18 protein-coding genes are annotated in these 21,140 nt (G+C 35.4%); 7 read left to right on the forward strand and 11 right to left on the reverse strand.

The window, feature by feature from the left end:
- The first annotated feature begins 425 nt into the window (after positions 1–425).
- Positions 426–1,406, forward strand: a complete 981-nt coding sequence (locus OEV98_RS01510) for a COX15/CtaA family protein (RefSeq protein WP_263071374.1) — start codon at positions 426–428, stop codon at positions 1,404–1,406.
- Between the two features lie 72 nt (positions 1,407–1,478).
- Here the strand turns inward: OEV98_RS01510 and pyc are convergent, their stop codons facing one another.
- From pyc to OEV98_RS01525, 3 genes are all read right to left on the reverse strand, one after another.
- Positions 1,479–4,910 carry a pyruvate carboxylase gene (gene pyc / locus OEV98_RS01515; RefSeq protein WP_263071375.1) on the reverse strand — a complete coding sequence of 1,144 codons (3,432 nt, stop codon included), beginning with the start codon at positions 4,908–4,910 and terminating at the stop codon, positions 1,479–1,481.
- A gap of 128 nt (positions 4,911–5,038) precedes the next feature.
- Positions 5,039–6,244: a putative lipid II flippase FtsW gene (ftsW, locus tag OEV98_RS01520; protein WP_263071376.1), complete on the reverse strand. Its 1,206-nt coding sequence runs from the start codon at positions 6,242–6,244 to the stop codon at positions 5,039–5,041.
- A 388-nt stretch (positions 6,245–6,632) separates the two neighbouring features.
- Positions 6,633–6,917 (reverse strand): YlaN family protein, encoded by a 285-nt coding sequence (locus tag OEV98_RS01525; protein ID WP_263071936.1) that lies wholly within the window; start codon positions 6,915–6,917, stop codon positions 6,633–6,635.
- A 262-nt stretch (positions 6,918–7,179) separates the two neighbouring features.
- Here OEV98_RS01525 and OEV98_RS01530 point away from each other — a divergent pair, with 262 nt between their 5' ends.
- The 3 genes from OEV98_RS01530 to OEV98_RS01540 all read left to right on the forward strand — a co-directional run bounded on the left by OEV98_RS01530 (position 7,180) and on the right by OEV98_RS01540 (position 9,021).
- A complete protein-coding gene (locus tag OEV98_RS01530) occupies positions 7,180–7,674 on the forward strand; it encodes a peptidyl-prolyl cis-trans isomerase (RefSeq protein WP_263071377.1) in 495 nt (164 codons plus the stop codon).
- 187 nt (positions 7,675–7,861) lie between these two features.
- Positions 7,862–8,464: a YhcN/YlaJ family sporulation lipoprotein gene (locus OEV98_RS01535; RefSeq protein ID WP_263071378.1), complete on the forward strand. Its 603-nt coding sequence runs from the start codon at positions 7,862–7,864 to the stop codon at positions 8,462–8,464.
- A gap of 353 nt (positions 8,465–8,817) precedes the next feature.
- Positions 8,818–9,021 carry a YlaI family protein gene (locus OEV98_RS01540; RefSeq protein ID WP_263071379.1) on the forward strand — a complete coding sequence of 68 codons (204 nt, stop codon included), beginning with the start codon at positions 8,818–8,820 and terminating at the stop codon, positions 9,019–9,021.
- Positions 9,022–9,076: 55 nt separating this feature from the next.
- Here OEV98_RS01540 and OEV98_RS01545 read toward each other — a convergent pair whose 3' ends face one another.
- Together OEV98_RS01545 and typA are read right to left on the reverse strand one after the other, a co-directional pair.
- Positions 9,077–9,391 carry a YlaH-like family protein gene (locus tag OEV98_RS01545; protein WP_407676476.1) on the reverse strand — a complete coding sequence of 105 codons (315 nt, stop codon included), beginning with the start codon at positions 9,389–9,391 and terminating at the stop codon, positions 9,077–9,079.
- 161 nt (positions 9,392–9,552) lie between these two features.
- Entirely contained in the window at positions 9,553–11,379 is a 1,827-nt protein-coding gene (gene typA / locus OEV98_RS01550) for a translational GTPase TypA (protein ID WP_263071380.1), read from the reverse strand.
- 183 nt (positions 11,380–11,562) lie between these two features.
- On the opposite strand from typA, the gene OEV98_RS01555 reads away from it, so the two are divergent.
- The gene (locus OEV98_RS01555; protein ID WP_263071381.1) at positions 11,563–11,748 is read left to right on the forward strand and encodes a YlaF family protein; all 186 of its coding nucleotides are present in this window, start codon (positions 11,563–11,565) and stop codon (positions 11,746–11,748) included.
- Positions 11,749–12,892: 1,144 nt separating this feature from the next.
- On the opposite strand, the gene OEV98_RS01560 is transcribed toward OEV98_RS01555, so the two are convergent.
- Positions 12,893–13,693, reverse strand: coding sequence for an inositol monophosphatase family protein (locus OEV98_RS01560; protein WP_263071382.1), 801 nt, complete (start codon positions 13,691–13,693; stop codon positions 12,893–12,895).
- A 243-nt stretch (positions 13,694–13,936) separates the two neighbouring features.
- On the opposite strand from OEV98_RS01560, the gene OEV98_RS01565 reads away from it, so the two are divergent.
- Positions 13,937–14,557 carry a YktB family protein gene (locus tag OEV98_RS01565; RefSeq protein ID WP_263071383.1) on the forward strand — a complete coding sequence of 207 codons (621 nt, stop codon included), beginning with the start codon at positions 13,937–13,939 and terminating at the stop codon, positions 14,555–14,557.
- Positions 14,558–14,609: 52 nt separating this feature from the next.
- Here OEV98_RS01565 and OEV98_RS01570 read toward each other — a convergent pair whose 3' ends face one another.
- Together OEV98_RS01570 and OEV98_RS01575 are read right to left on the reverse strand one after the other, a co-directional pair.
- The gene (locus OEV98_RS01570; protein WP_263071384.1) at positions 14,610–14,885 is read right to left on the reverse strand and encodes a UPF0223 family protein; all 276 of its coding nucleotides are present in this window, start codon (positions 14,883–14,885) and stop codon (positions 14,610–14,612) included.
- Between the two features lie 15 nt (positions 14,886–14,900).
- Positions 14,901–15,857 (reverse strand): NAD(P)H-dependent flavin oxidoreductase, encoded by a 957-nt coding sequence (locus OEV98_RS01575; RefSeq protein ID WP_263071385.1) that lies wholly within the window; start codon positions 15,855–15,857, stop codon positions 14,901–14,903.
- Positions 15,858–16,192: 335 nt separating this feature from the next.
- Between OEV98_RS01575 and OEV98_RS01580 the strand changes: the two genes are divergently transcribed.
- Complete coding sequence (locus tag OEV98_RS01580) at positions 16,193–17,662, forward strand: aminotransferase class I/II-fold pyridoxal phosphate-dependent enzyme (protein ID WP_263071386.1); 1,470 nt, start codon at positions 16,193–16,195, stop codon at positions 17,660–17,662.
- Positions 17,663–17,730: 68 nt separating this feature from the next.
- Here the strand turns inward: OEV98_RS01580 and OEV98_RS01585 are convergent, their stop codons facing one another.
- The 3 genes from OEV98_RS01585 to OEV98_RS01595 all read right to left on the reverse strand — a co-directional run bounded on the left by OEV98_RS01585 (position 17,731) and on the right by OEV98_RS01595 (position 21,105).
- A complete protein-coding gene (locus tag OEV98_RS01585) occupies positions 17,731–17,847 on the reverse strand; it encodes a GapA-binding peptide SR1P (protein ID WP_263071387.1) in 117 nt (38 codons plus the stop codon).
- 228 nt (positions 17,848–18,075) lie between these two features.
- On the reverse strand, positions 18,076–19,485 hold the full coding sequence (lpdA, locus tag OEV98_RS01590) for a dihydrolipoyl dehydrogenase (protein WP_263071388.1): 1,410 nt from the start codon (positions 19,483–19,485) through the stop codon (positions 18,076–18,078).
- Between the two features lie 3 nt (positions 19,486–19,488).
- On the reverse strand, positions 19,489–21,105 hold the full coding sequence (locus tag OEV98_RS01595; protein ID WP_263071389.1) for a dihydrolipoyllysine-residue acetyltransferase: 1,617 nt from the start codon (positions 21,103–21,105) through the stop codon (positions 19,489–19,491).
- Between the last annotated feature and the right edge of the window lie 35 nt (positions 21,106–21,140).

The raw sequence follows: 21,140 nt of genomic DNA on the forward strand, positions 1-21,140 counted from the left end.
GAAGAGGGTTAACCATAGTATTAACTATATACGAAAAAAGCGTAATAATCTATCATTGTGGTTTATTACCAGCAAAATCCACGAAATAATTATAGATGAAAACGTTTCAAATACTTAACTCTATTTAATATTAAAGCACAAACCAATGGATTTTGTGAATAATTTCTGAATAATATTTGTCTAATTTGTGTCAAAACAATGAAAACGTGCCATTTCTATATTGGAATATAATATCTTTTCAAAATAAACGGAATTAAACGATTAATTTAGCGTTCTATAAGCACTTTTTTATTATTATACATTTAAACCTTTATTTTCAATATTTTTTTATTATAATAATTATGGAAATAGTACAAATGACTTGTCACATAGAATCAACATAATGTACGATATAGCAAGAGAATAAATTATAAGAAGGTGACGTAGTGCAACCCTACTTAAAACGGCTTGCTGTTCTATCTACTTTTGGTATGCTCATGTTATTAATTGGTGGCGCTTTAGTTACAAAGACAGATTCAGGTGATGGCTGTGGTGCATCTTGGCCGTTATGTAATGGACAATTTATCCCATCAGAAATTACTTCTGAATTAGTTATTGAAGCTTCCCATCGAATGGTTACAGGATTAGTTGCAATAATGGTTCTCGTTCTTGCCATATTAAGCTGGAAAAAGCTTGGCCATATTAGAGAAACGAAATTTTTATCCATTCTCGCACTCTCCTTTATTGTAATTCAAAGTTTAGTTGGTGCTGCGACAGTCCTTTGGGGACAATCGGATTTCTTTATGGCACTGCATTTTGGAATTTCCTTAATTTCATTTTCCGCTGTTCTTCTTTTGACATTACTTATTTTTGAGATCGATAAGAAGTTTCAGGTAGAAAATGTCATTATTGATAAACGAATGAAAGCCCATACAATAGGATTAACCATTTATAGCTTAGTTGTCATTTATACAGGAGCTTTAGTTAGACATATGGAAGCGAGTATGATTTGTTCAGACTGGCCATTTTGTAACAATACCGCCATTACACTCCCTCGAAACATTTACGAATGGGTACAGATGGGACACCGACTGGCTGCAGGTCTTATTTTCCTTTGGATACTCTTTATATTTTTATTAGCCATCCGCAAATATAAAACACAACCTGTTATTTATTACGGTTGGATGATTGCATTTATTCTCGTTTCGCTTCAAGTTTTTTCCGGCGCCATTGTAATCATCTCTCAATTGAACTTATATGTTGCTTTATTACATGCATTATTTATATCTTGCTTATTCGGTGTATTAAGTTATATGATATTTATTATTTCGCGGACACAATATAATGAAAGAGCACGAAAATTACATAGTAAAAAGCATCAGGAAAATAAGGAAATTATATCCTCCATCGTTCAAAATAATGGTTAATTATCGTTAAAATGACAAAGACCGTAAATTACATGCATAAAAAGAGGTTGATGTAACATCAACCTCTTTTTATTATTTCTTTAATTGTATTAATAAATCCCCTTGTTTAATAGCATCACCTGCTGAAACAAATATATCCTCTACCGTACCAGAAAAGGGAGCTTGAACAGTAGTTTCCATTTTCATCGCTTCTGTTATGACCAAATGATCCCCTTTATTTACTTTTTCTCCTTTTTCAACGATTACCTTCACAACTGTTCCAGGCATTGTCGCACCAATATGCTGTTCATTGTTTACATCTGCTTTCGGTCTTTCTGAAACAGTACCTTTAACATTTGCATCCTTAATTACAATTTCTCGAGGTTGACCGTTCAATTCAAAATAAACAATTCGCGTACCGTCTGCTTGCACTTGGCCAACGGAAATTAATTTCACAATCAATGTTTTTCCTGTTTCAATTTCAATTTCAAGTTCTTCTCCTAAACGCATACCATAAAAGAAGGATGGGGTATCTAATTCAGATACAGTACCATACTGACTTACACTTTTTATATAGTCAGTAAATACTTTCGGATAAAGTGCAAAACTAAGTGCATCATAATCGGTCACTTTCCTCTTCAGTTCTCCGACTAAGTCTTCTTTAATTTTTTGGAAATCGACAGGTTGAAGCAGTTCTCCAGCACGTACCGTTAATGGCTCTTTATTCTTTAATATCACTTTTTGTAATTCTTCCGGGAATCCTCCTGGTGGAAAACCAATATAGCCTTGGAAAAACTCAATAACGGAATCTGGGAAATCAATTTTGAATCCTTTTTCCAGAACATCTTCCTCCGTTAGATTATTTTGAACCATGAATAAAGCCATATCACCGACAATTTTCGACGACGGCGTTACTTTAACAATATCTCCAAACATTAAATTAACACGTCGATACATTTCTTTTACTTCATCCCAGCGCTCGATTAGACCAAGTGCTTTTGCCTGCTGCTGAAGATTACTATACTGACCGCCAGGCATTTCATGTTCATAAACTTCTGGATGCGGGGCATTCATCCCACTTTCAAATTCATGATAGTAACGACGAATATCTTCCCAATATTTCGAGATATCGTTTAAGGAAGCTATCGAAACATCCGGGATTCGCTTAGAACCTTGGAGTGCATAGTAAAGTGAATTGGCACTTGGTTGGGAAGTGAAACCAGCCATTGAGCTAATTGCTGTATCGACAATATCCACTCCTGCCTCAATTGCCCTCGCATAAGTAAATATGCCATTGCCACTCGTATCATGTGTATGAAGATGAATCGGTATATTAATATGGTTTTTCAATTCAGATATGAGTTCATATGCAGCTTGCGGCTTTAAAAGTCCTGCCATATCTTTAATTGCTAAAATATGTGCCCCTTGCTTTTCTAGCTCTTTAGCTAACTCAATATAATAGTTTAAATGATATTTACTACGAGATGGATCATGAATATCTCCTGTATAACATATTGCAGCCTCGGCCACCTTTCCGGCATCTCGTACTGCTTCAATAGCAACTTCCATCCCTTTTATCCAATTTAGGCTATCAAAGATTCGATACACATCGATACCAGCGGTAGCAGATACTTTTACAAACTCACGAATAACATTATCTGGATAATTTGTATAACCAACCGCATTCGATCCTCTAAATAACATTTGGAAAAGTACATTCGGCATTTTCTTTCGTAATTGGATTAGTCGTTCCCACGGATCCTCCATTAAAAATCGATAACTGACATCAAAGGTTGCTCCTCCCCACATCTCCATCGAGAATAAATTAGGTAAAAGATGCGCAGTTGGTTCCGCAATTTTCAATAAATCATGTGTCCGTACTCTTGTCGCAAGCAATGATTGATGTGCATCACGAAATGTCGTATCTGTTAATAGTACTTTTTCCTGTGATTTTATCCACTCTGATAAGTAACTAGGTCCAAATTGATCTAATATTTGCTTAGTCCCGACTAAATTCTCTACATTACCATCGACATTTGGAATTCTCGGCTTTTCAAAGATTGGTTTTTTTACTTTACCAATACCCGGGAAGCCATTAACTGTTACATCCCCAAGATAGGTAAGTAGCTTTGTTCCCCTATCCTTACGAACTGGAAATACAAATAATTCCGGTGTAGTGTCAATAAATGATGTATCATATTCACCGTTAATGAACTTCGGGTGCAACATCACATTTTCTAAAAACGCGATATTCGTTTTTATTCCTCTAATTCGAAATTCCTGCAAATTCCGAACCATTTTTGCAGCAGCTTTTTCAAAGGTCATTGCCCAAGTGGAAACCTTTACAAGTAATGAGTCATAATAAGGAGAAATTACTGATCCTTGGAATCCATTTCCTGCGTCTAACCGAACACCAAATCCACCACCACTTCGGTACACATTTATTTTACCGGTGTCTGGCATAAAATGATTTAATGGATCCTCTGTCGTTACACGACATTGAATAGCAAACCCATTTGTACTGATATCTTCTTGTTTCGGTATTCCGATAACATCACTATGTAAATCATAGCCATCTGCAATAAATAGTTGTGATTGAACGATATCGATTCCAGTAATTAATTCCGTAATCGTATGTTCCACCTGGATTCTCGGATTCACTTCAATGAAATAAAATTTATCATTAGCTACTAAAAATTCAACGGTACCAGCATTTACGTAATTAGTATCCTTCATTAATTTCACTGCAGCGTCACAGATTTCTTTTCGTAGTTGTTCTGAAAGAGAAACCGATGGTGCAATTTCTACCACTTTTTGATGACGGCGTTGAACAGAACAATCCCGTTCATATAAGTGCACTAAATTTCCATCATTATCTGCTAATATTTGTACTTCAATATGCTTTGGATTCGCAAGAAATTTTTCCACATATACTTCATCACTACCAAAGGCAGATTTTGCTTCCGATTTCGCACGAGAAAATGCCTCTATTAATTCAGATTCATTTGTTACAATCCGCATCCCACGTCCGCCACCGCCAAGTGCTGCTTTAATGATAATTGGATAGCCAACCTCTGATGCAAACTGGCGAATATCTTCTTCTAATTGAATCGAACGACCAGGCACAACAGGTATTTTCGAACGCTCGGCTTGCATCCGTGCCTTCACTTTATCTCCAAAAATTTCCAATTGTTCTGGTTTAGGACCGATGAAAATAATACCCTCTTCTTCACATCTTTTCGCAAACTGAATATTTTCCGATAGAAAACCATACCCTGGATGAATCGCATCCACTTCACTTTGTTTAGCAATTTTTATAATTCCTTCAATATCCAAATAAGCATCAATTGGTTTTTTGCCTTCTCCAACTAAATATGCTTCATCCGCTTTATAACGATGATAGGAGCTAGAATCCTCCCTAGAATATATCGCTACTGTCCGTATATTTAATTCTGTACATGCCCGGAATACCCGAATGGCAATTTCCCCTCGATTCGCAACTAACACTTTATTGATTTTATTCAACCTTCCCACCCCTTCATTAATAATACACAAAATTATTTTAACTATCGTTAATAAGGTAATTTTCTGTAATTTAACGGTAGTTTAGTAGCGCTATGCTACTAAACTGCATTGTAAAACATTATTACCACTTAAAATACTTGTGGTGCCCGTGTGAATCGCTCTTCCTTCTTTATAGTGTTGGATTTTTCTGTTTTGTACTTCATTTCATAGTTAGAAAACATCGCAACATTCATTAAGAGGCCAAGAGCTAATGATAAAACTAATAAAGACGAACCACCATAACTCACAAACGGTAAGGTTACACCTGTTATTGGTATCATACCTGAGGCACCGCCTAAGTTAATGAATGTTTGAAATCCTAGCATCCCGGAAATACCGAAAGCTAGTAAACTGCCAAAAGGATCTTTGCACTTCATACCTATATAAAAACCTTTTAAAACTATATATCCTAAACATACTAAAACAAAACCAACACCAAATATTCCTAATTCCTCTGCAATAATTGCCATAATAAAATCTGTATGGGCTTCAGGTAAATAGCCTAGCTTCTGAACACTCTTTCCCAATCCTACGCCCTTCCAGCCACCAGAGCCAATTGCCAAGTAAGAATTAACTAGCTGATGACCTTCATCGACTTCATATTGAAAAGGGTCCGTAAAGCTATAAATACGTCCCATCCGCTCTTCAGTAAAAATATCATCACTCTTCAGCAATATAATTGGCGAGAAGATGACAACAGCAATTACACCAATCATTACTAGCTTCAATAAATTTTTCCAATTCATTCCAGAGCATAGAACCATCATTAATCCTGTTACAAAAATAATCGATGCTGTCCCTAAATCTGGTTGGACAATCGTTAAGAAAGTAATAAATATTAAAAAGAGAATTGGTGGGGCTACCCCTTTGTTAAAATCGTTTATATAGGATTGTTTTTTGGCATATACAGCTGCTAAATAAATAATCATCCCTAGCTTAACAAATTCGGAAGGTTGAATACTACGTGCTCCAACACTAATCCAACTTGTTGCATTATTAACATTGTTTCCTATAAAGTTCAAACTAACTAGCCCAACTACGGATAATAGCATAATAGCAACTAGCATTTTATTTGATTTAAATAGTTTATAAGGGATGATGGACATGACCACGAAGGCTACAAATGACATTAATAAATTTATTAATTGTTTTTTATAGAAGAAATTACTATCCTGTCCTAATTGAATTGCCGTAACCATACTAGCACTGTAAACCATCACTAATCCAAACAAGGAAATTAAAATATAGACGGAAACAATGGAATAATCATACGATTTCAACACTTTTTTTACCATAAATTCTCTTCCAATCATTATATTTATGTTATACTATTTAAATTTTATTTGCAATTTTGTATCATACTTTCCGGTACATATAACCGGTTTCACGCTACCGTATAGTAATTACAATCGGTAAATCTATTTTATAAAACAACTTAAAATATGTATACCCTAACGGATAATAAAAAAACCCAAACAATTGGCTAATCAACTGTTTGAGCTTTATCCCACTTTTAAGGGGCACTATTTTACCGCCTTAAATCTTATAGATCTTTAGAGTTTAAGTAGGTGAAGTTTGCCCCTAAAGGTCCGATAAATTAATCACGCAACATCAAGATGCTAATTGCACCGTTTAATAACAATACATGTTATAATCCTGATACTCGTTTCGTCTATTAAACTATTATTTATTCATCGATGCTTCATGTAAAGCTGAAAGTTTACGTTCCACTGAATCTAACAGATCTCTACCGAATTTTTCCTCCACTAGCCCGAGTCTTACAGCGAAATCTATTTGACGGGATAAACCGAACATTTGGGTATCCAATACTTCCTCATATAATGGGCATTGGGGCATCGTTAAATGATCCATTTGAACTTGAATCAATTTAATTATCTTTTCAGCATCTGCTTGTAATAATGTACAGGCTTTCTCCCTATGATCGACTTTCGTTTCTGACGCCACCATCATTCCCCCTCACTAGAAAGAAAAAACCATCCTTTTTAAAATTCTACCTTTAAACCATAGAAAATGCAAGGGATTATCTATTGAAGTAATTATGAAATGAAAGATTTTTTCCTAAGACATTTATGCTTTTCCAGTTTTTAACGATTGTATTTTTATCTTCCACCTTTCTATATAATTCAAGAAAGTATAGAAACTTTCAATGTGACAATTAAGAATTTTAAATGTATACTCAATTTATATACAGAAATGAGGTGTACTGATTTTGAGTAGTATTTTAGAAATTAAAGGTAACGTCAATTATAAGATTACACTTGATCCATCGGTATGGATTTTTGATGATCGCCACATTAATTTAAAGACATATTTTGATGCAAAGGAAGATACAGAAGAAGTTGATTCCTATGAAGAAAAAATGTCTAATTATTGGCATCGTGAAATTCGAGAAGGCTCCGTTGCTCCACCTACCTTAAAAGCGGAACGAAAATTAAAGAAGGTAGAAATATTAACAGGAACATTTGGTATAAAATTTGAACCGTTTATCAAAAATGCAGAGCCACTTCCCGGAGCGAAATCTTTAATTATTGAAACAAAAAAAGAAAACGTAACCATTGCTTTAGAAGAAGCCGGTGAATTAATCCTTCAATTTTCAAATGAAGGAAAGCCTTTAAAGGATGATGGTCCCGTTTATGTATTATTTAACGATGGCTCCAATCGCAACAACCCGATTACCCATGTAACAAGCTTTGTTGTCGAGTAACCAAGTATCCTGATAATAAAAACTGTCCAATGAAGCACATGGGCAGTTTTTTGTTACCCCCATTTTTCCCCTAAATTATAAAATTATCCCTTCTTAATTTCACCTATTTGTTCGTTTTATGTATAAAAAAACGACTTTAATCAAAATATATTTATTGAAAAAACACACCAATGATGAGGTGAAAATCATGAAACAGTGGTTATTTATTCTACTTATTTTATTTGCATTAACTGGATGTCGTGGCAACAATGAATCCTCTAATATGAATAACACGAACGACAATGACAATCCTTATATGCATGTGAAAAATACAACCATTGAAAATGTAGATCAAGAAGAAAGTGAAAAAATATCGAAGCATTTGGCAAATCTTGCAGCAAGTGTTCCAAATGTAAAGAGTTCAACAGCTGTCGCTTTAGGGAACTATGCAATTGTAGGAATTGATGTAGATGAAAACCTAGATCGTTCCAAAGTCGGTTCTATTAAATATTCTGTATCGGAAGTATTAAAAAATGACCCCCATGGGGCAAATGCTATTGTGGTGGCAGATCCAGATATTACAGCCCGATTAGGTGAAATTGGCGAAGATATTCGAGATGGCCGACCAGTTCAAGGCGTATTAAACGAGCTATCTGACATTGTCGGTCGCATTATGCCAGAAATACCAGGTGACTTACAGGATCCAACACCGAAAGATGCAACAGAAGATCAAAAACAAGATATAAATTCAAAAGATAGTCAAAAGCTTGATAAGAACCAACAGGAACAATCAAACAATCATAAAGAATAAGAATAAATCCCAGATAAGACGTTCACAACAAAAAGAGAAGCTGGGACAAAAGTATTTTTATGTAAGAGAATCCGAACAAAGTTAAGTAGGTAAATTCGCTCCGGAAATATACTTCGCTTTCCGCGGACATAGCCTTAGCCTCCTCCTCCGCTACGCTTCGTGCGGGGTCAGGTCGGCTCATGCTTTTCCCGCAGGAGTCTACGTATATTTCCTCCGCTATCCGAATTATCGTTCGTCTTACATTTAAACATCAATTGTTATGTCCCAGCCTCATTTCTTTTCTAAAAACCGATTACACTAACTCTTTCATATGGTATACTTGTTGAAACAAACCAAAATTTGGAGGCTTACCGATGAAAGTGAAATGTGTCATTTGCGATCAAATTGAATCACTGGATGATGACTCTCCAATAGCGAAAAAATTACGAAATCGTCCCATCCATACATATATGTGCCAACAGTGCTACGATAGAATTAAAGAAAAAACCGAAGCACGCATTTCGACAGGAAAATTCAAATTATATAGTACAAATGTTCCTGAGGATGAATGGTGGTAAGTAGCATAATAAAAAACAAGCATATTAATTTATGCTTGTTTTTTATTATATGTAATTATTGTTGCACTCCTGCCCCCACTTTTTTCTCCCGATGTCTTCGTATACGGTAGATAAGCAATACTAAAACAATAACAAACAACCCCTCAGCAATTGGGATAACGGTCCCTAAAAAGCTTAATATCGTACAGCCTAGTAAAAGAACACCATAAACAACAATTGATTTAATTAATGGTAGCTTTTGTGCAAAGCCCAATTTATAGGCAGCGATACAAAGTATTACAATTGTCCAGTATAAAAGCAACATTCCCATTTCAGGATTTTTATCCACCTGATACAGACTAGCAAAAAAGGATAACCGATTTTCTATCAAATTTGCTCCCCCTTAATTCTTAATCTTCGCAAAACCGATACTTTCATCATACATGAACAAGCTCATTTTGTAAAAACGAAAAAGAAACCCTGTTTCGATAAAAACAGGGTTTCAATCTCGAGTTATTTCCATGAGAAAACAATTCAATTAGCACTAAACAATTAAGCGTTTTTCTTTCTAGATTGTCTTTCTCTTGTCGCTTTATCTAAAATCTTTTTCCGTAAACGGATAGATTCAGGTGTTACTTCACAATATTCATCGTCATCTAAATATTGTAATGCTTCTTCAAGGGAGAAGATTCTAGGTTTTTTAATTACCGTTGTTTGATCCTTTGTAGCAGAACGAACGTTTGTTGCATGTTTTGCTTTACAAATATTAACCGTTAAATCATTTTCACGGTTATGCTCCCCAACGATCATTCCAGAATATACTTCTGTACCAGGTTCAACAAAGATAACACCACGGTCTTCCAATTGCATAATACCATAAGAGTTAGCTTTACCTGCCTCGAGTGCAACTAAAACACCTTGACGGCGGCCACCGACTACACCAGATAATTTAGGTTTATAGCAGTCGAAGGAATGGTTATAAATTCCATAACCACGAGTCATTGTTAATACTTCTGTTTGATAACCAATTAATCCACGGGAAGGAACTAAGAAAATTAAACGAACTTGCCCTTTTCCGTTATTAATCATGTCTAACATTTCACCTTTTCTGCTTCCAAGTGATTCAATTAGACCACCAGTGTATTCTTCTGGTGCATCAATTACTACTCGTTCAAACGGCTCACAAATTTTACCATCAATTTCTTTTAAAATTACTTCTGGTTTGGATACTTGTAATTCATATCCTTCACGGCGCATATTTTCAATTAAGATAGATAAATGTAATTCACCACGACCTGAAACTACCCAAGCATCTGGTGAATCAGTTGGATCTACACGTAAACTAACATCTGTATGCAACTGCATTTGTAATCTTTCTTCGATTTTACGTGCCGTAATATATTTTCCTTCTTTCCCAGCAAATGGACTATTATTTACTAAGAAAGTCATTTTTAATGTTGGTTCATCAATACGTAAAACAGGTAGTGCCTCTTGCTTATCTATTGTCGTAATGGTTTCCCCTACATTAATATCTTCCATACCAGATACTGCGATTAAATCACCTGCATAAGCTTCATTTATTTCTACACGTTTCAATCCTAAGAAACCAAACATTTTCGTAACACGGAATTGTTTAACAGTGCCATCAAGCTTCATTAAAGCAACTTGTTCTCCAACTTTCATCGTTCCGCGGAACACACGACCAATCCCAATTCTTCCTACATAATCATTATAATCAAGTAGGGCAACTTGCATTTGTAGTGACTCTTCACGGTTATCAACTGGTGCTGGAATTGCTTCCAAAATAGTGTCAAATAATACTTGCATATTTTCATCCTGTTTCTCTGGGTCAGTACTTGCCGTACCGTTATATGCGGAAGCATAAATAACAGGGAATTCTAATTGATCATCATTTGCATCTAGCTCAATGAACAATTCTAATACTTCATCGACAACTTCCTCTGGACGAGCAAAATCACGGTCAATTTTGTTTACTACAACAATCGGTGTTAAATTTTGTTCCAACGCTTTTTTCAAAACGAAACGTGTTTGTGGCATACAGCCTTCATATGCATCAACAACAAGTAAAACACCATCTACCAGTTTCATAATCCGTTCAACTTCACCACTAAAGTCAGCATGTCCTGGTGTGTCCAAAATATTTATTTTTGTATCTTTATATTGAACAGCAGTATTTTTTGCTAAGATGGTAATTCCTCTTTCACGCTCTAAATCATTTGAATCCATCGCACGTTCTTGAACATGTTCATTTGCACGGAAAGTTCCAGCTTGTTTTAACAGCTGATCAACTAACGTTGTTTTCCCATGGTCAACGTGGGCAATAATAGCAATATTTCTTAAATCTTCACGAAGTTTCATTTTTCCTCCTGCTTTCTTACTACAGATTAACTTTAACATTATAACACATGAATACAAAAGTGTAGAAAAAAAAGATTTTTTCAAGTAAAATAAAAAGTGAACGCGTTTTCTTTTGCTATTCCACAGTAAATTTTTTACATTTATTGAACGATCAATTGCTATAGAACAAAGGATGGGGACGTTATGAAAAATATTAAATGGAATTTTTTCTTTTATTCCATAATCGCTGTTTTTTCAATGGTTGGAATTGGTATAGCCATCGGACTTCAAAATATTGTTTTGGGAATTGTATTTACCCTTATTGTTATTATTGTTATGGGCAGAGGTTTTCAAACGAAGAAAAAAATGAGAGAACTAGGAAAGCTATAGAAAAAGTCGTAGTGATAGTAAAACTAATGATTAATTTTCTAAAAAAATTCCATCTTTACTAAAAAGTGGTAGCACATCACCCGGTGGCTACCTCTTATAATGACACCTGTTATCAAACGGATTTTTCCTCGGTTTCTTGCTCACTTTCCTGTTGAGACCTTCTGTCAAACGGATTTTTCCTTGGTTTCTTGTCCACTTTCTTGTTGAGACCTTCTGTCAAACAGATTTCTCCTTTATTTCTTGCTTACTTTCCTATTGATTCCTGTTATCAAACGGATTTTAGCTCAGTTTCTTGTCCACTTTCTTGTTGAGACCTTCTGTCAAACAGATTTCTCCTTTATTTCTTGCTTACTTTCCTATTGATTCCTGTTATCAAACGGATTTTAGCTCAGTTTCTTGTCCACTTTCCTATTGATTCCTGTTATCAAACGGATTTTTCCTCGGTTTCTTGCTCACTTTCCTGTTGAGACCTTTTGTCAAACGGATTTTTCCTTTATTTCTTTTCCGCTTTCCTGTTGATTCCTGTTATCAAACGGATTTTTCCTCGGTTTCTTGTCCGCTTTCCTGTTGATTCCTGTTATCAAACGGATTTTAACTCGGTTTCTTGTCCACTTTCTTGTTGAGACCTTTTGTCAAACAGATTTCTCCTTTATTTCTTGCTTACTTTCCTATTGATACCTGCTATCAAACAGATTTCTCCTTTATTTCTTGCTCACTTTCCTGTTGAGACCTTCTATCAAACGGATTTCTCCTCGGTTTCTTACTCACTTTCCTGTTGAGACCTTCTATCAAACGGATTTCTCCTTTATTTCTTGCTCACTTTCCTATTGATACTTGTTATCAAACCGATTTCTCCTTTATTTCTTTTCCGCTTTCCTGTTGAGACCTTCTATCAAACAGATTTCCCCTTTATTTCTTGTCCATTTTCTTGTTGAGACCTTCTATCAAAAGGATTTCTCCTTTATTTCTTGCTCACTATACTTTAGATTTTTAAATATATAATGGATTTCATACCACAGAAGGATATTATATCAGTCACTTGATTATAAGTCATAAAATACCCTTCCCAAACTGTCACACCATCATAAGTTGTGTTTCTAACACAATCGGGGTTCAATTCGGGAAGGGTAGTTTTGAATATGACTTATTCTTTAAATTCCTTCAAATAATTTTCTAATAACTCTTCATGTAAACCTGGTTTACTAATGAATACAGAGCTTCCTTCTAACATCGATAATGGTTTTCCTGAAAGAGTTGTTGCTTTTCCACCTAACTCTTCGATTAATATCTTTCCTGCTGCATAATCCCACGGAGAAAGTCGAAGCGTTATATATGCGTCCATCCACCCCATTGCTACATAGGCAATTTCAAGTGCTGCAGAACCGTATGACCGAGTACCATGAGCGCGTTTAACTAGTGGCGTAAGAATGGAATAATCAATTCTACGGTTTTCAGTAACCCATGTTGGGTTTAATCCTAAAACTGCTTCTTCCAACGACACTTCTTCTAATTTTGGTACTGGTTTACCTTGGAAAAATACACCTTCCCCTTTTTTTCCATAAAATAATTCATTATGTACCACATCATAAATATAGCCTAGTATTCCAACGCCATTTTCATAAATACCAATGGAAATCATAAAATTTCGTTTTTGATGAACAAAATTCATCGTACCATCAATCGGATCAATTATCCAAACAATACCGTCTATGGTCGTAGGCTTGTCACCATATCCTTCTTCCCCCAAAATTTTATGATCATTATATGTACTACGGATTTTTTCAATAAAATATTGCTCGGTTTCTTTATCCACATTTGTAACTAAATCATTTTTATCTGATTTAGTTGTTATATCCAGTTTTTGTGTAAAGGTTTTCCGAATTCGTTCACCTGCTTCTTTAATCCACTCTCTTGCATATGTATCCACTTCTATCCAATTAACCAAATTATTTCCTCCTCATTGTTATGCACATATGTATAGTTCCATCTTAGACCAAATAGCTAGAACGTTCAATACAAGATACACTGTTGAATTGAAAAATCATAAATATTTAATTGACCATTGTTTCTAGTCGTGGTAAATAGTTTGCTATGCAGAATTCGACTTTTTTTACCAAATAGCTCCTATATGTTAAAATAACGATATCATAAAGGTAAACTTTTATTATCGTTTAAGGTGGAGGCAAAAATGACATTACAAGGATTTACTAAAGAAGATTTTCAAGTATTTACAATAGATGGATTGGACGATAGAATGGCTGCCATAAGAGGCAAAATTCAACCAAAATTCCAAGCAATAGGTTCAGAATTAACAATGGATTTATCTAGTTTACTCGGTGACGAGATGTATTTACACATCGCGAAACACGCTAGAAGAACAGTCAATCCACCTAAGGATACATGGCTAGCTATCGGCCCAAACAAACGTGGCTATAAACAATATCCGCATTTTCAACTAGGATTATTCGATGACCACCTATTTATTTGGTTAGCTTATATTTACGAATTACCGAATAAAGCACAAATAGCACAAAGCTTTTTAAATCAGGTAGAGGTAATCAAAACAATTATCCCAAGTGATTTTGTTATTTCAACAGACCATATGAAAAAAAATGCGCAAAGCATAAAAGAAATATCATTAGAAGATACATTGGAACGATTTAAAAACGTGAAAAAGGCGGAATTTTTAATCGGAAGAAATATTCCTGCTAATGATCCAATTTTACAAAATGGAGAAGCATTGACACAACTTACGCTTGATACGTTCAAGACGCTAATACCTTTATACAAGCTTTCTTTTACAAGTTAAAAACAATGGCTGTCCAAGTAACCATTCATTTGATTTGGACAGCCGTTTTTACTTAAGATAATTTTATTTTTGCCTGATCATCATCTGTTTCTTTCATCATTTTTACTGCTTTATACGAGGCATAGCCACTTACTTGTTCAAATTCACGAAATATACTTTTCTCTTCCCCTATGCTTGGGACAACTTGCTTAAACAAGCGATATTTTTCCATCAGTTCTTTTTTCGTTATTCCATTTCCGTAAACTTTTTCAATTGCTTCAAAAAATTGAACAACATTTATAATTTCATCTGTAGACCAATCGAATGAAATCGGATAGGAGTATTCCATTTTAATGCACCTCTTTTATACCCAACGTCTTTGAATCGTTTCTGCATCCTGAACCATTCGGTCAATCAATTCTTGAACGGTCGGAATGTCATGAATTAAGCCAATTACTTGCCCGGCCCAAACAAAGCCTTCTTCAGTTTTTCCTTCATGTGCATAACGTCGATTTGCTTCTCCAGATATATAATCTTGCAATGTTTCATATGTAGCATTTTCATTTTCCAGTTCCAATATTTTATCTGTCCAGCTATTTTTTAATGTTCTAGCTGGTGCACCTATTGATTTTTTTATGACAACGGTACTAAATTCATCACCATTTACTAATGCTTCCTTATAAGACGAATGTGCATGCACACATTCTTTTGTTGCTATAAATCTTGTTCCCATCTCAACACCTTCAGCACCTAAGCTTAAAGCAGCTAAAAGCCCTCTACCATCTCCAATACCGCCTGAGGCAATGACTGGAATAGAAACTGCATCGACTACTTGTGGAACTAGCACCATCGTTGACAAATCGTCTCTACCAATATGTCCACCACCCTCTTGACCAACAACCATTACAGCATCTGCACCTAGCATTTCCGCCTTCATTGCTTGTCGTTTCGCAGCAACTAATACTAGTTTTTTAATATCAACACCTTCTAGTTGTTGAAAAAATGGAGTAGGGTTGCCTCCAGTAACAGATACAACCGGAACCTTTTCTTCAATAGCAACTTGTAAATACGGTTCGAATGATTTTCCATGCTGACTTATTGCAAAATTAACCCCAAAGGGCTTATCTGTTAATGTTCTAACTTTACGAATCTCATCGCGTAATAATTCCGGATTAGGAAGTGACATTGCGGTAATTTGTCCGAGTCCCCCTGCATTTGAGACAGCCGCAGCTAATTCACTATAGGCTAGATGAGCGAGTCCCCCTTGGATAATTGGGTATTTTATATTTAGTAATTTACTTACTCTTGTAGTCCAATTCACATTAATTCCTCCTTATGTATTTCCTTTATCCAGTAAAGTATAACAGTTTTTTTCAAATAAGTAATGCACTCCAGTTTGGGTAAAATAGAAATATTACACTTACTAATAATAATTCAAAACGTAATAAATCCTATTGTATAAAGATTCTTTGCGACAATTTTTCATGCACAATCACAATTTGTCCAAAATAATAAAAAAAAGATAGAAAAATGGTGTCTATACTGTTATAATTCATTTTGTTTTATTAAAATAATTTTATTTATACATAGTATAAATCCTTCAATAAACATTATTGAATACAAAATAAATTAAGAATTAATGAGGTGAAAGTTAGATTGAATCAATTTGATACCCCTTTATTTACAGGAATACTCGAGCATATTAAAAAAAATCCAATACAATTCCATATACCTGGTCATAAAAAAGGTGTTGGCGTGGATCCAGAATTTCGGAACTTTATTGGCGATAATGCTTTTTCAATGGATTTAATAAATATTGCCCCGTTAGATGATTTACATCAACCAAAAGGAATTATTAAAGAAGCACAATTACTTGCAGCCGAGGCATTCGGTGCGGATCATACATTCTTTTCTGTACAAGGCACAAGTGGGGCAATAATGACGATGGTAATGGCCGTTGCAGGACCCGGAGATAAAATAATTGTACCACGTAACGTGCATAAATCCGTTATGTCTGCGATCGTCTTTTCAGGTGCAACTCCTATCTTCATTCACCCAGCAATTGATGCTGTTTTAGGAATATCCCACGGTATCACAGCTGAGTCTGTGGAAAAAGCATTAGAAGAACATCCAGATGCAAAAGGGGTACTAGTCATTAATCCAACTTATTTTGGTTTAGCTGCTGATTTAAAGAAAATCGTTGAAATTGCTCATTCCTATGACGTTCCCGTTTTAGTCGATGAGGCACATGGAGTTCATATCCATTTCCATGAGGATTTACCTATTTCCGCAATGCAAGCAGGGGCTGATATTGCTGCCACTAGTGTACATAAGCTTGGAGGTTCCTTAACGCAAAGCTCTGTATTAAATGTTAAGGAAGGTTTAATTAATGTGAACCGTATTCAATCGATTTTAAGTATGCTGACAACTACTTCGACGTCATATATTTTACTATCATCATTAGATACAGCTAGAAAACAATTAGCCATCAGAGGGAAAGAGCTTATTTCGAAAACAATTGAATTAGCAGAATACATTCGTGAAGAAGTTAACCAAATCGAACATCTCTATTGTGTCGGTAGAGAAGTATTAAATAATAAAGCTGTATATGGAATTGACCCAACAAAGCTAATTATTAGTGTTAAGGATCTCGGCATAACTGGTCATGACGCAGAACAATGGTTACGTGAAGTTTATAATATTGAAGTGGAGCTATCTGATTTATATAATATATTATGTATCGTTACATTTGGAGATACACAAAAGGAAGCAGACATATTATTAACTGCACTAAAGGAATTAGCAAAAACATTTGCTAGCTACGCCTCTAAAAAGCATGTACAAGTTCTTTTACCAGAAATTCCTCTGCTCGCGTTATCTCCAAGAGATGCTTTTTATTCAGAAACGGAAGTTATTCCATTCAAAGAGGCTGTTGGTAGGGTAATCGCAGAGTTTGTGATGGTCTATCCTCCAGGAATTCCTATTTTAATCCCTGGTGAAATAATCATGGAAGAAAATCTATATTATATTAAGAAGAATATTGAAGCCGGTCTTCCGGTACAAGGACCTGAAGATAGTGAATTAAACTATATTCGCGTAATCAAGGAATACCGCGCAATAAGATAAAAAATAAGGCTGTTTTTTTGTCATCCATTCTTTGACAAAGGAACAGCCTTTTCTTATTATCACAACATTTACGCTTCTTCCTCGCAATCCTTACAATGTGGACATTGGCCATACAAAATGGAAACCTTTTCATTTTCAAAATGCTCAATAGTGGAATTACAAGATTGACAAACGATTTGACCCATTGGAATTCCCTCCCGTTTAAACATGATGACAAAATTTAAAATATGTTATACTATTTTATCTTTTTATTATAATATACTACAGTATATGTTCATTAAATCCCTTAAATGTATAACGTTAAAAAATAAAAATAGCCCTTTTATGTATTAAACACAATTAGCAAAAATTAAAAAGCAAAAAACGGTGTTTCCGATAAGGAAACACCGTTTAAATAACTTTACTAATACAGCTTACAGAATGTGGATTGGGCTACCAAGCGCAACTTCTGCAGCTTCCATTGCTATTTCACCAAATGTAGGGTGAGCATGAATTGTTAATGCAATGTCTTCCGCAGTAATACCTGTTTCAACTGCAAGACCAATTTCTGCGATTAAATCAGATGCATTAGGACCAGCTACTTGTCCGCCGATAACTACTCCATCCTCTTTACGTGTTACTAATTGATAGAAGCCTTCAGAATTGTTCAATGCTAATGAACGACCAAGTGCAGCATATGGGAATTTACCTACTTTCACTTCAATTCCTTCTGCTTTTGCTTGTTCTGGAGTATAACCAACTGTTGCAAGTTCTGGATCAGAGAATACAACAGCAGGAATTCCAAGATAATCAATTTCTGATGGATGTCCAGCAATAGCTTCCGCAGCAATTTTACCTTCATAAGAAGCTTTATGTGCTAATTGTGGTCCAGCAACAATGTCACCAATAGCATAAATATTAGGTACACTAGTGCGGCATTGTTTATCAATTTCGACTAAACCACGATCTGTTAATTTAACACCTGCTTGTTCAAGACCAATTTCATCCGTATTTGGACGACGTCCAACCATTACGAATACGTAATCAGCAGAAACTTTTTCTTCTTTTCCAGCTGCTTCGTAAGTTACAACAACACCAGTGTCACTTTCTTCAACACCTTTAGCCATTGCTTTTGTAATGATTTCCGTACCTTTATTCTTGAAGTTTTTCTTCACAAGTTGTGTCATTTGTTTAGCATAGTTACCACCAAGAATATCGTCAGTACCTTCTAAAATAGTTACTTGAGTACCAAAGTTAGCATATGCACCACCAAGTTCTAGACCGATAACACCGCCACCAATGATGACAATTTTTTCTGGAACTTCTTGTAATGCAAGTGCACCTGTTGAATCAAGTACACGTTTAGAATACTTGAATGTTTTTAATTCAATTGGACGAGATCCAGTTGCAATAATAGCATTTTTAAAATTATATGTTTGTGCTGCTTTCTCAGTCATTACACGTAGTGAGTTACTGTCAACAAAGAATGCTTCACCAGAAACAACTTCAATTTTGTTTCCTTTTAATAATCCGGAAACACCGCCAGTTAATTTTTTCACTACACTATCTTTGAAAGCTTGAACTTTTGAAAAATCAAGTTTTACTGATTCTCCAATAAGACCAATATCTTCAGAATGTTTTGCGTCATGGTATTTATGACCAACATTGATAAGTGCTTTGGATGGGATACATCCAACGTTTAAACAAACGCCACCCACGTTTCCTTTTTCGACAACTGTAACTTTTTGTCCAAGTTGAGCAGCACGAATAGCTGCTACATATCCACCAGGACCTGCCCCAATTACTATAGTATCTGTTTCGATTGGAAAATCTCCTACTACCATTGCTTACGCCTCCATTAATAATAATTCTGGATCATTTAGCAAACGTTTAATATGATTTAATGCACTTTGTCCAGTTGCTCCATCAATCATACGATGGTCAAAGCTTAAAGATAATGAAAGAACTGGTGCTGCTACAATTTCTCCATCACGTACAATCGGTTTTTCTGCAATACGACCAATACCTAAAATAGCAACTTCAGGATGGTTAATTACTGGTGTAAACCATTGTCCACCTGCTGAACCGATATTAGAAATTGTGCAAGATGCACCTTTCATTTCATTTGGAGCCAATTTACCATCACGGGCTTTAACAGCTAGTTCATTAATCTCATTAGAAATAGTAAACATTGATTTACGATCAGCATTTTTAACGACTGGTACAAGTAAACCACGTTCTGTATCAGCTGCAATACCGATATTGTAATAATGTTTATGAACAATTTCGCTTGTAGCATCATCAAGTGAAGTATTTAATGCAGGGTATTCACGTAATGCACTAACTAGTGCTTTAACTACATATGGTAAGAATGTAAGCTTAATTCCTTTTTGTGCTGCAACTTCTTTAAATTTCTTACGATGTGCAACAAGTTTAGTTACATCTACTTCATCCATTAATGTAACGTGAGGAGCAGTATGTTTCGAATTAACCATTGCTTTTGCAATTGCTTTACGAATACCACTCATTTTTTCACGAGTTTCTGGATATTGACCGTCAGTAGGTATAGCTGCTGCTGCAGGTGTAGCTGCTTTTTCTACTTTTGTTTCTGTTGGTGCTGCAGGTGTAGCTGCTGCTACTGGTGCTGCTTGCGTACCATTTGCAAATGCATCAATATCTTGTTTAACTATACGTCCATTTTTACCAGAACCGTTCACTAAACGAATATCGATTCCTTTTTCACGAGCATATTTACGTACACTTGGCATTGCAATAACATTTTTGTTTGGATCAGCAGGTTGTGCAGAAGCTTGAGCAGCTACTGGTGCTGCTTGCGCTGGTGCATTTTCTGTTTCTTCACCTTTAAATTTTAAGCCTTCATAGCCTGGTGCGTCAAATGTTACGAGTACATCACCAACTACAGCTACTGTACCTTCTGCAACTTTCACATCAATTACTTTCCCTTTTACAGGAGATGGAATTTCAACTACTGATTTATCATTTTGTACTTCACATAGTACATCGTCTTCATTCACTTCGTCGCCTGATTTAACAAACCATTTAACGATTTCACCCTCGTGAATTCCTTCACCAATGTCTGGTAATTTAAATTCGAAAATAGAAGATTGGCTAGCTGCTGGTGCTGCTTGCGCTGGTGTAGCTGCCGCTGCCGGTGCAGATGCTGGTGCTTCTGTTTCTTCGCCTTTAAATTTCAGGTTTTCATATCCTGGTGCGTCAAATGTAACAAGTACGTCACCTACTACTGCTACTGTACCTTCCGCAACTTTCACATCAATTACTTTCCCTTTTACTGGTGATGGGATTTCAACCACTGATTTATCATTTTGTACTTCACAAAGTACATCATCTTCGTTTACTTCGTCACCTGGTTTAACAAACCATTTAACGATTTCACCTTCGTGGATTCCTTCTCCGATGTCTGGTAATTTAAATTCGAATGCCACGATTATCCCTCCTATTGTGTTAATCCTATGATTAA

The organism is Perspicuibacillus lycopersici (genome assembly GCF_025660475.1).
Lineage (GTDB): Bacteria > Bacillota > Bacilli > Bacillales > Caldibacillaceae > Perspicuibacillus > Perspicuibacillus lycopersici.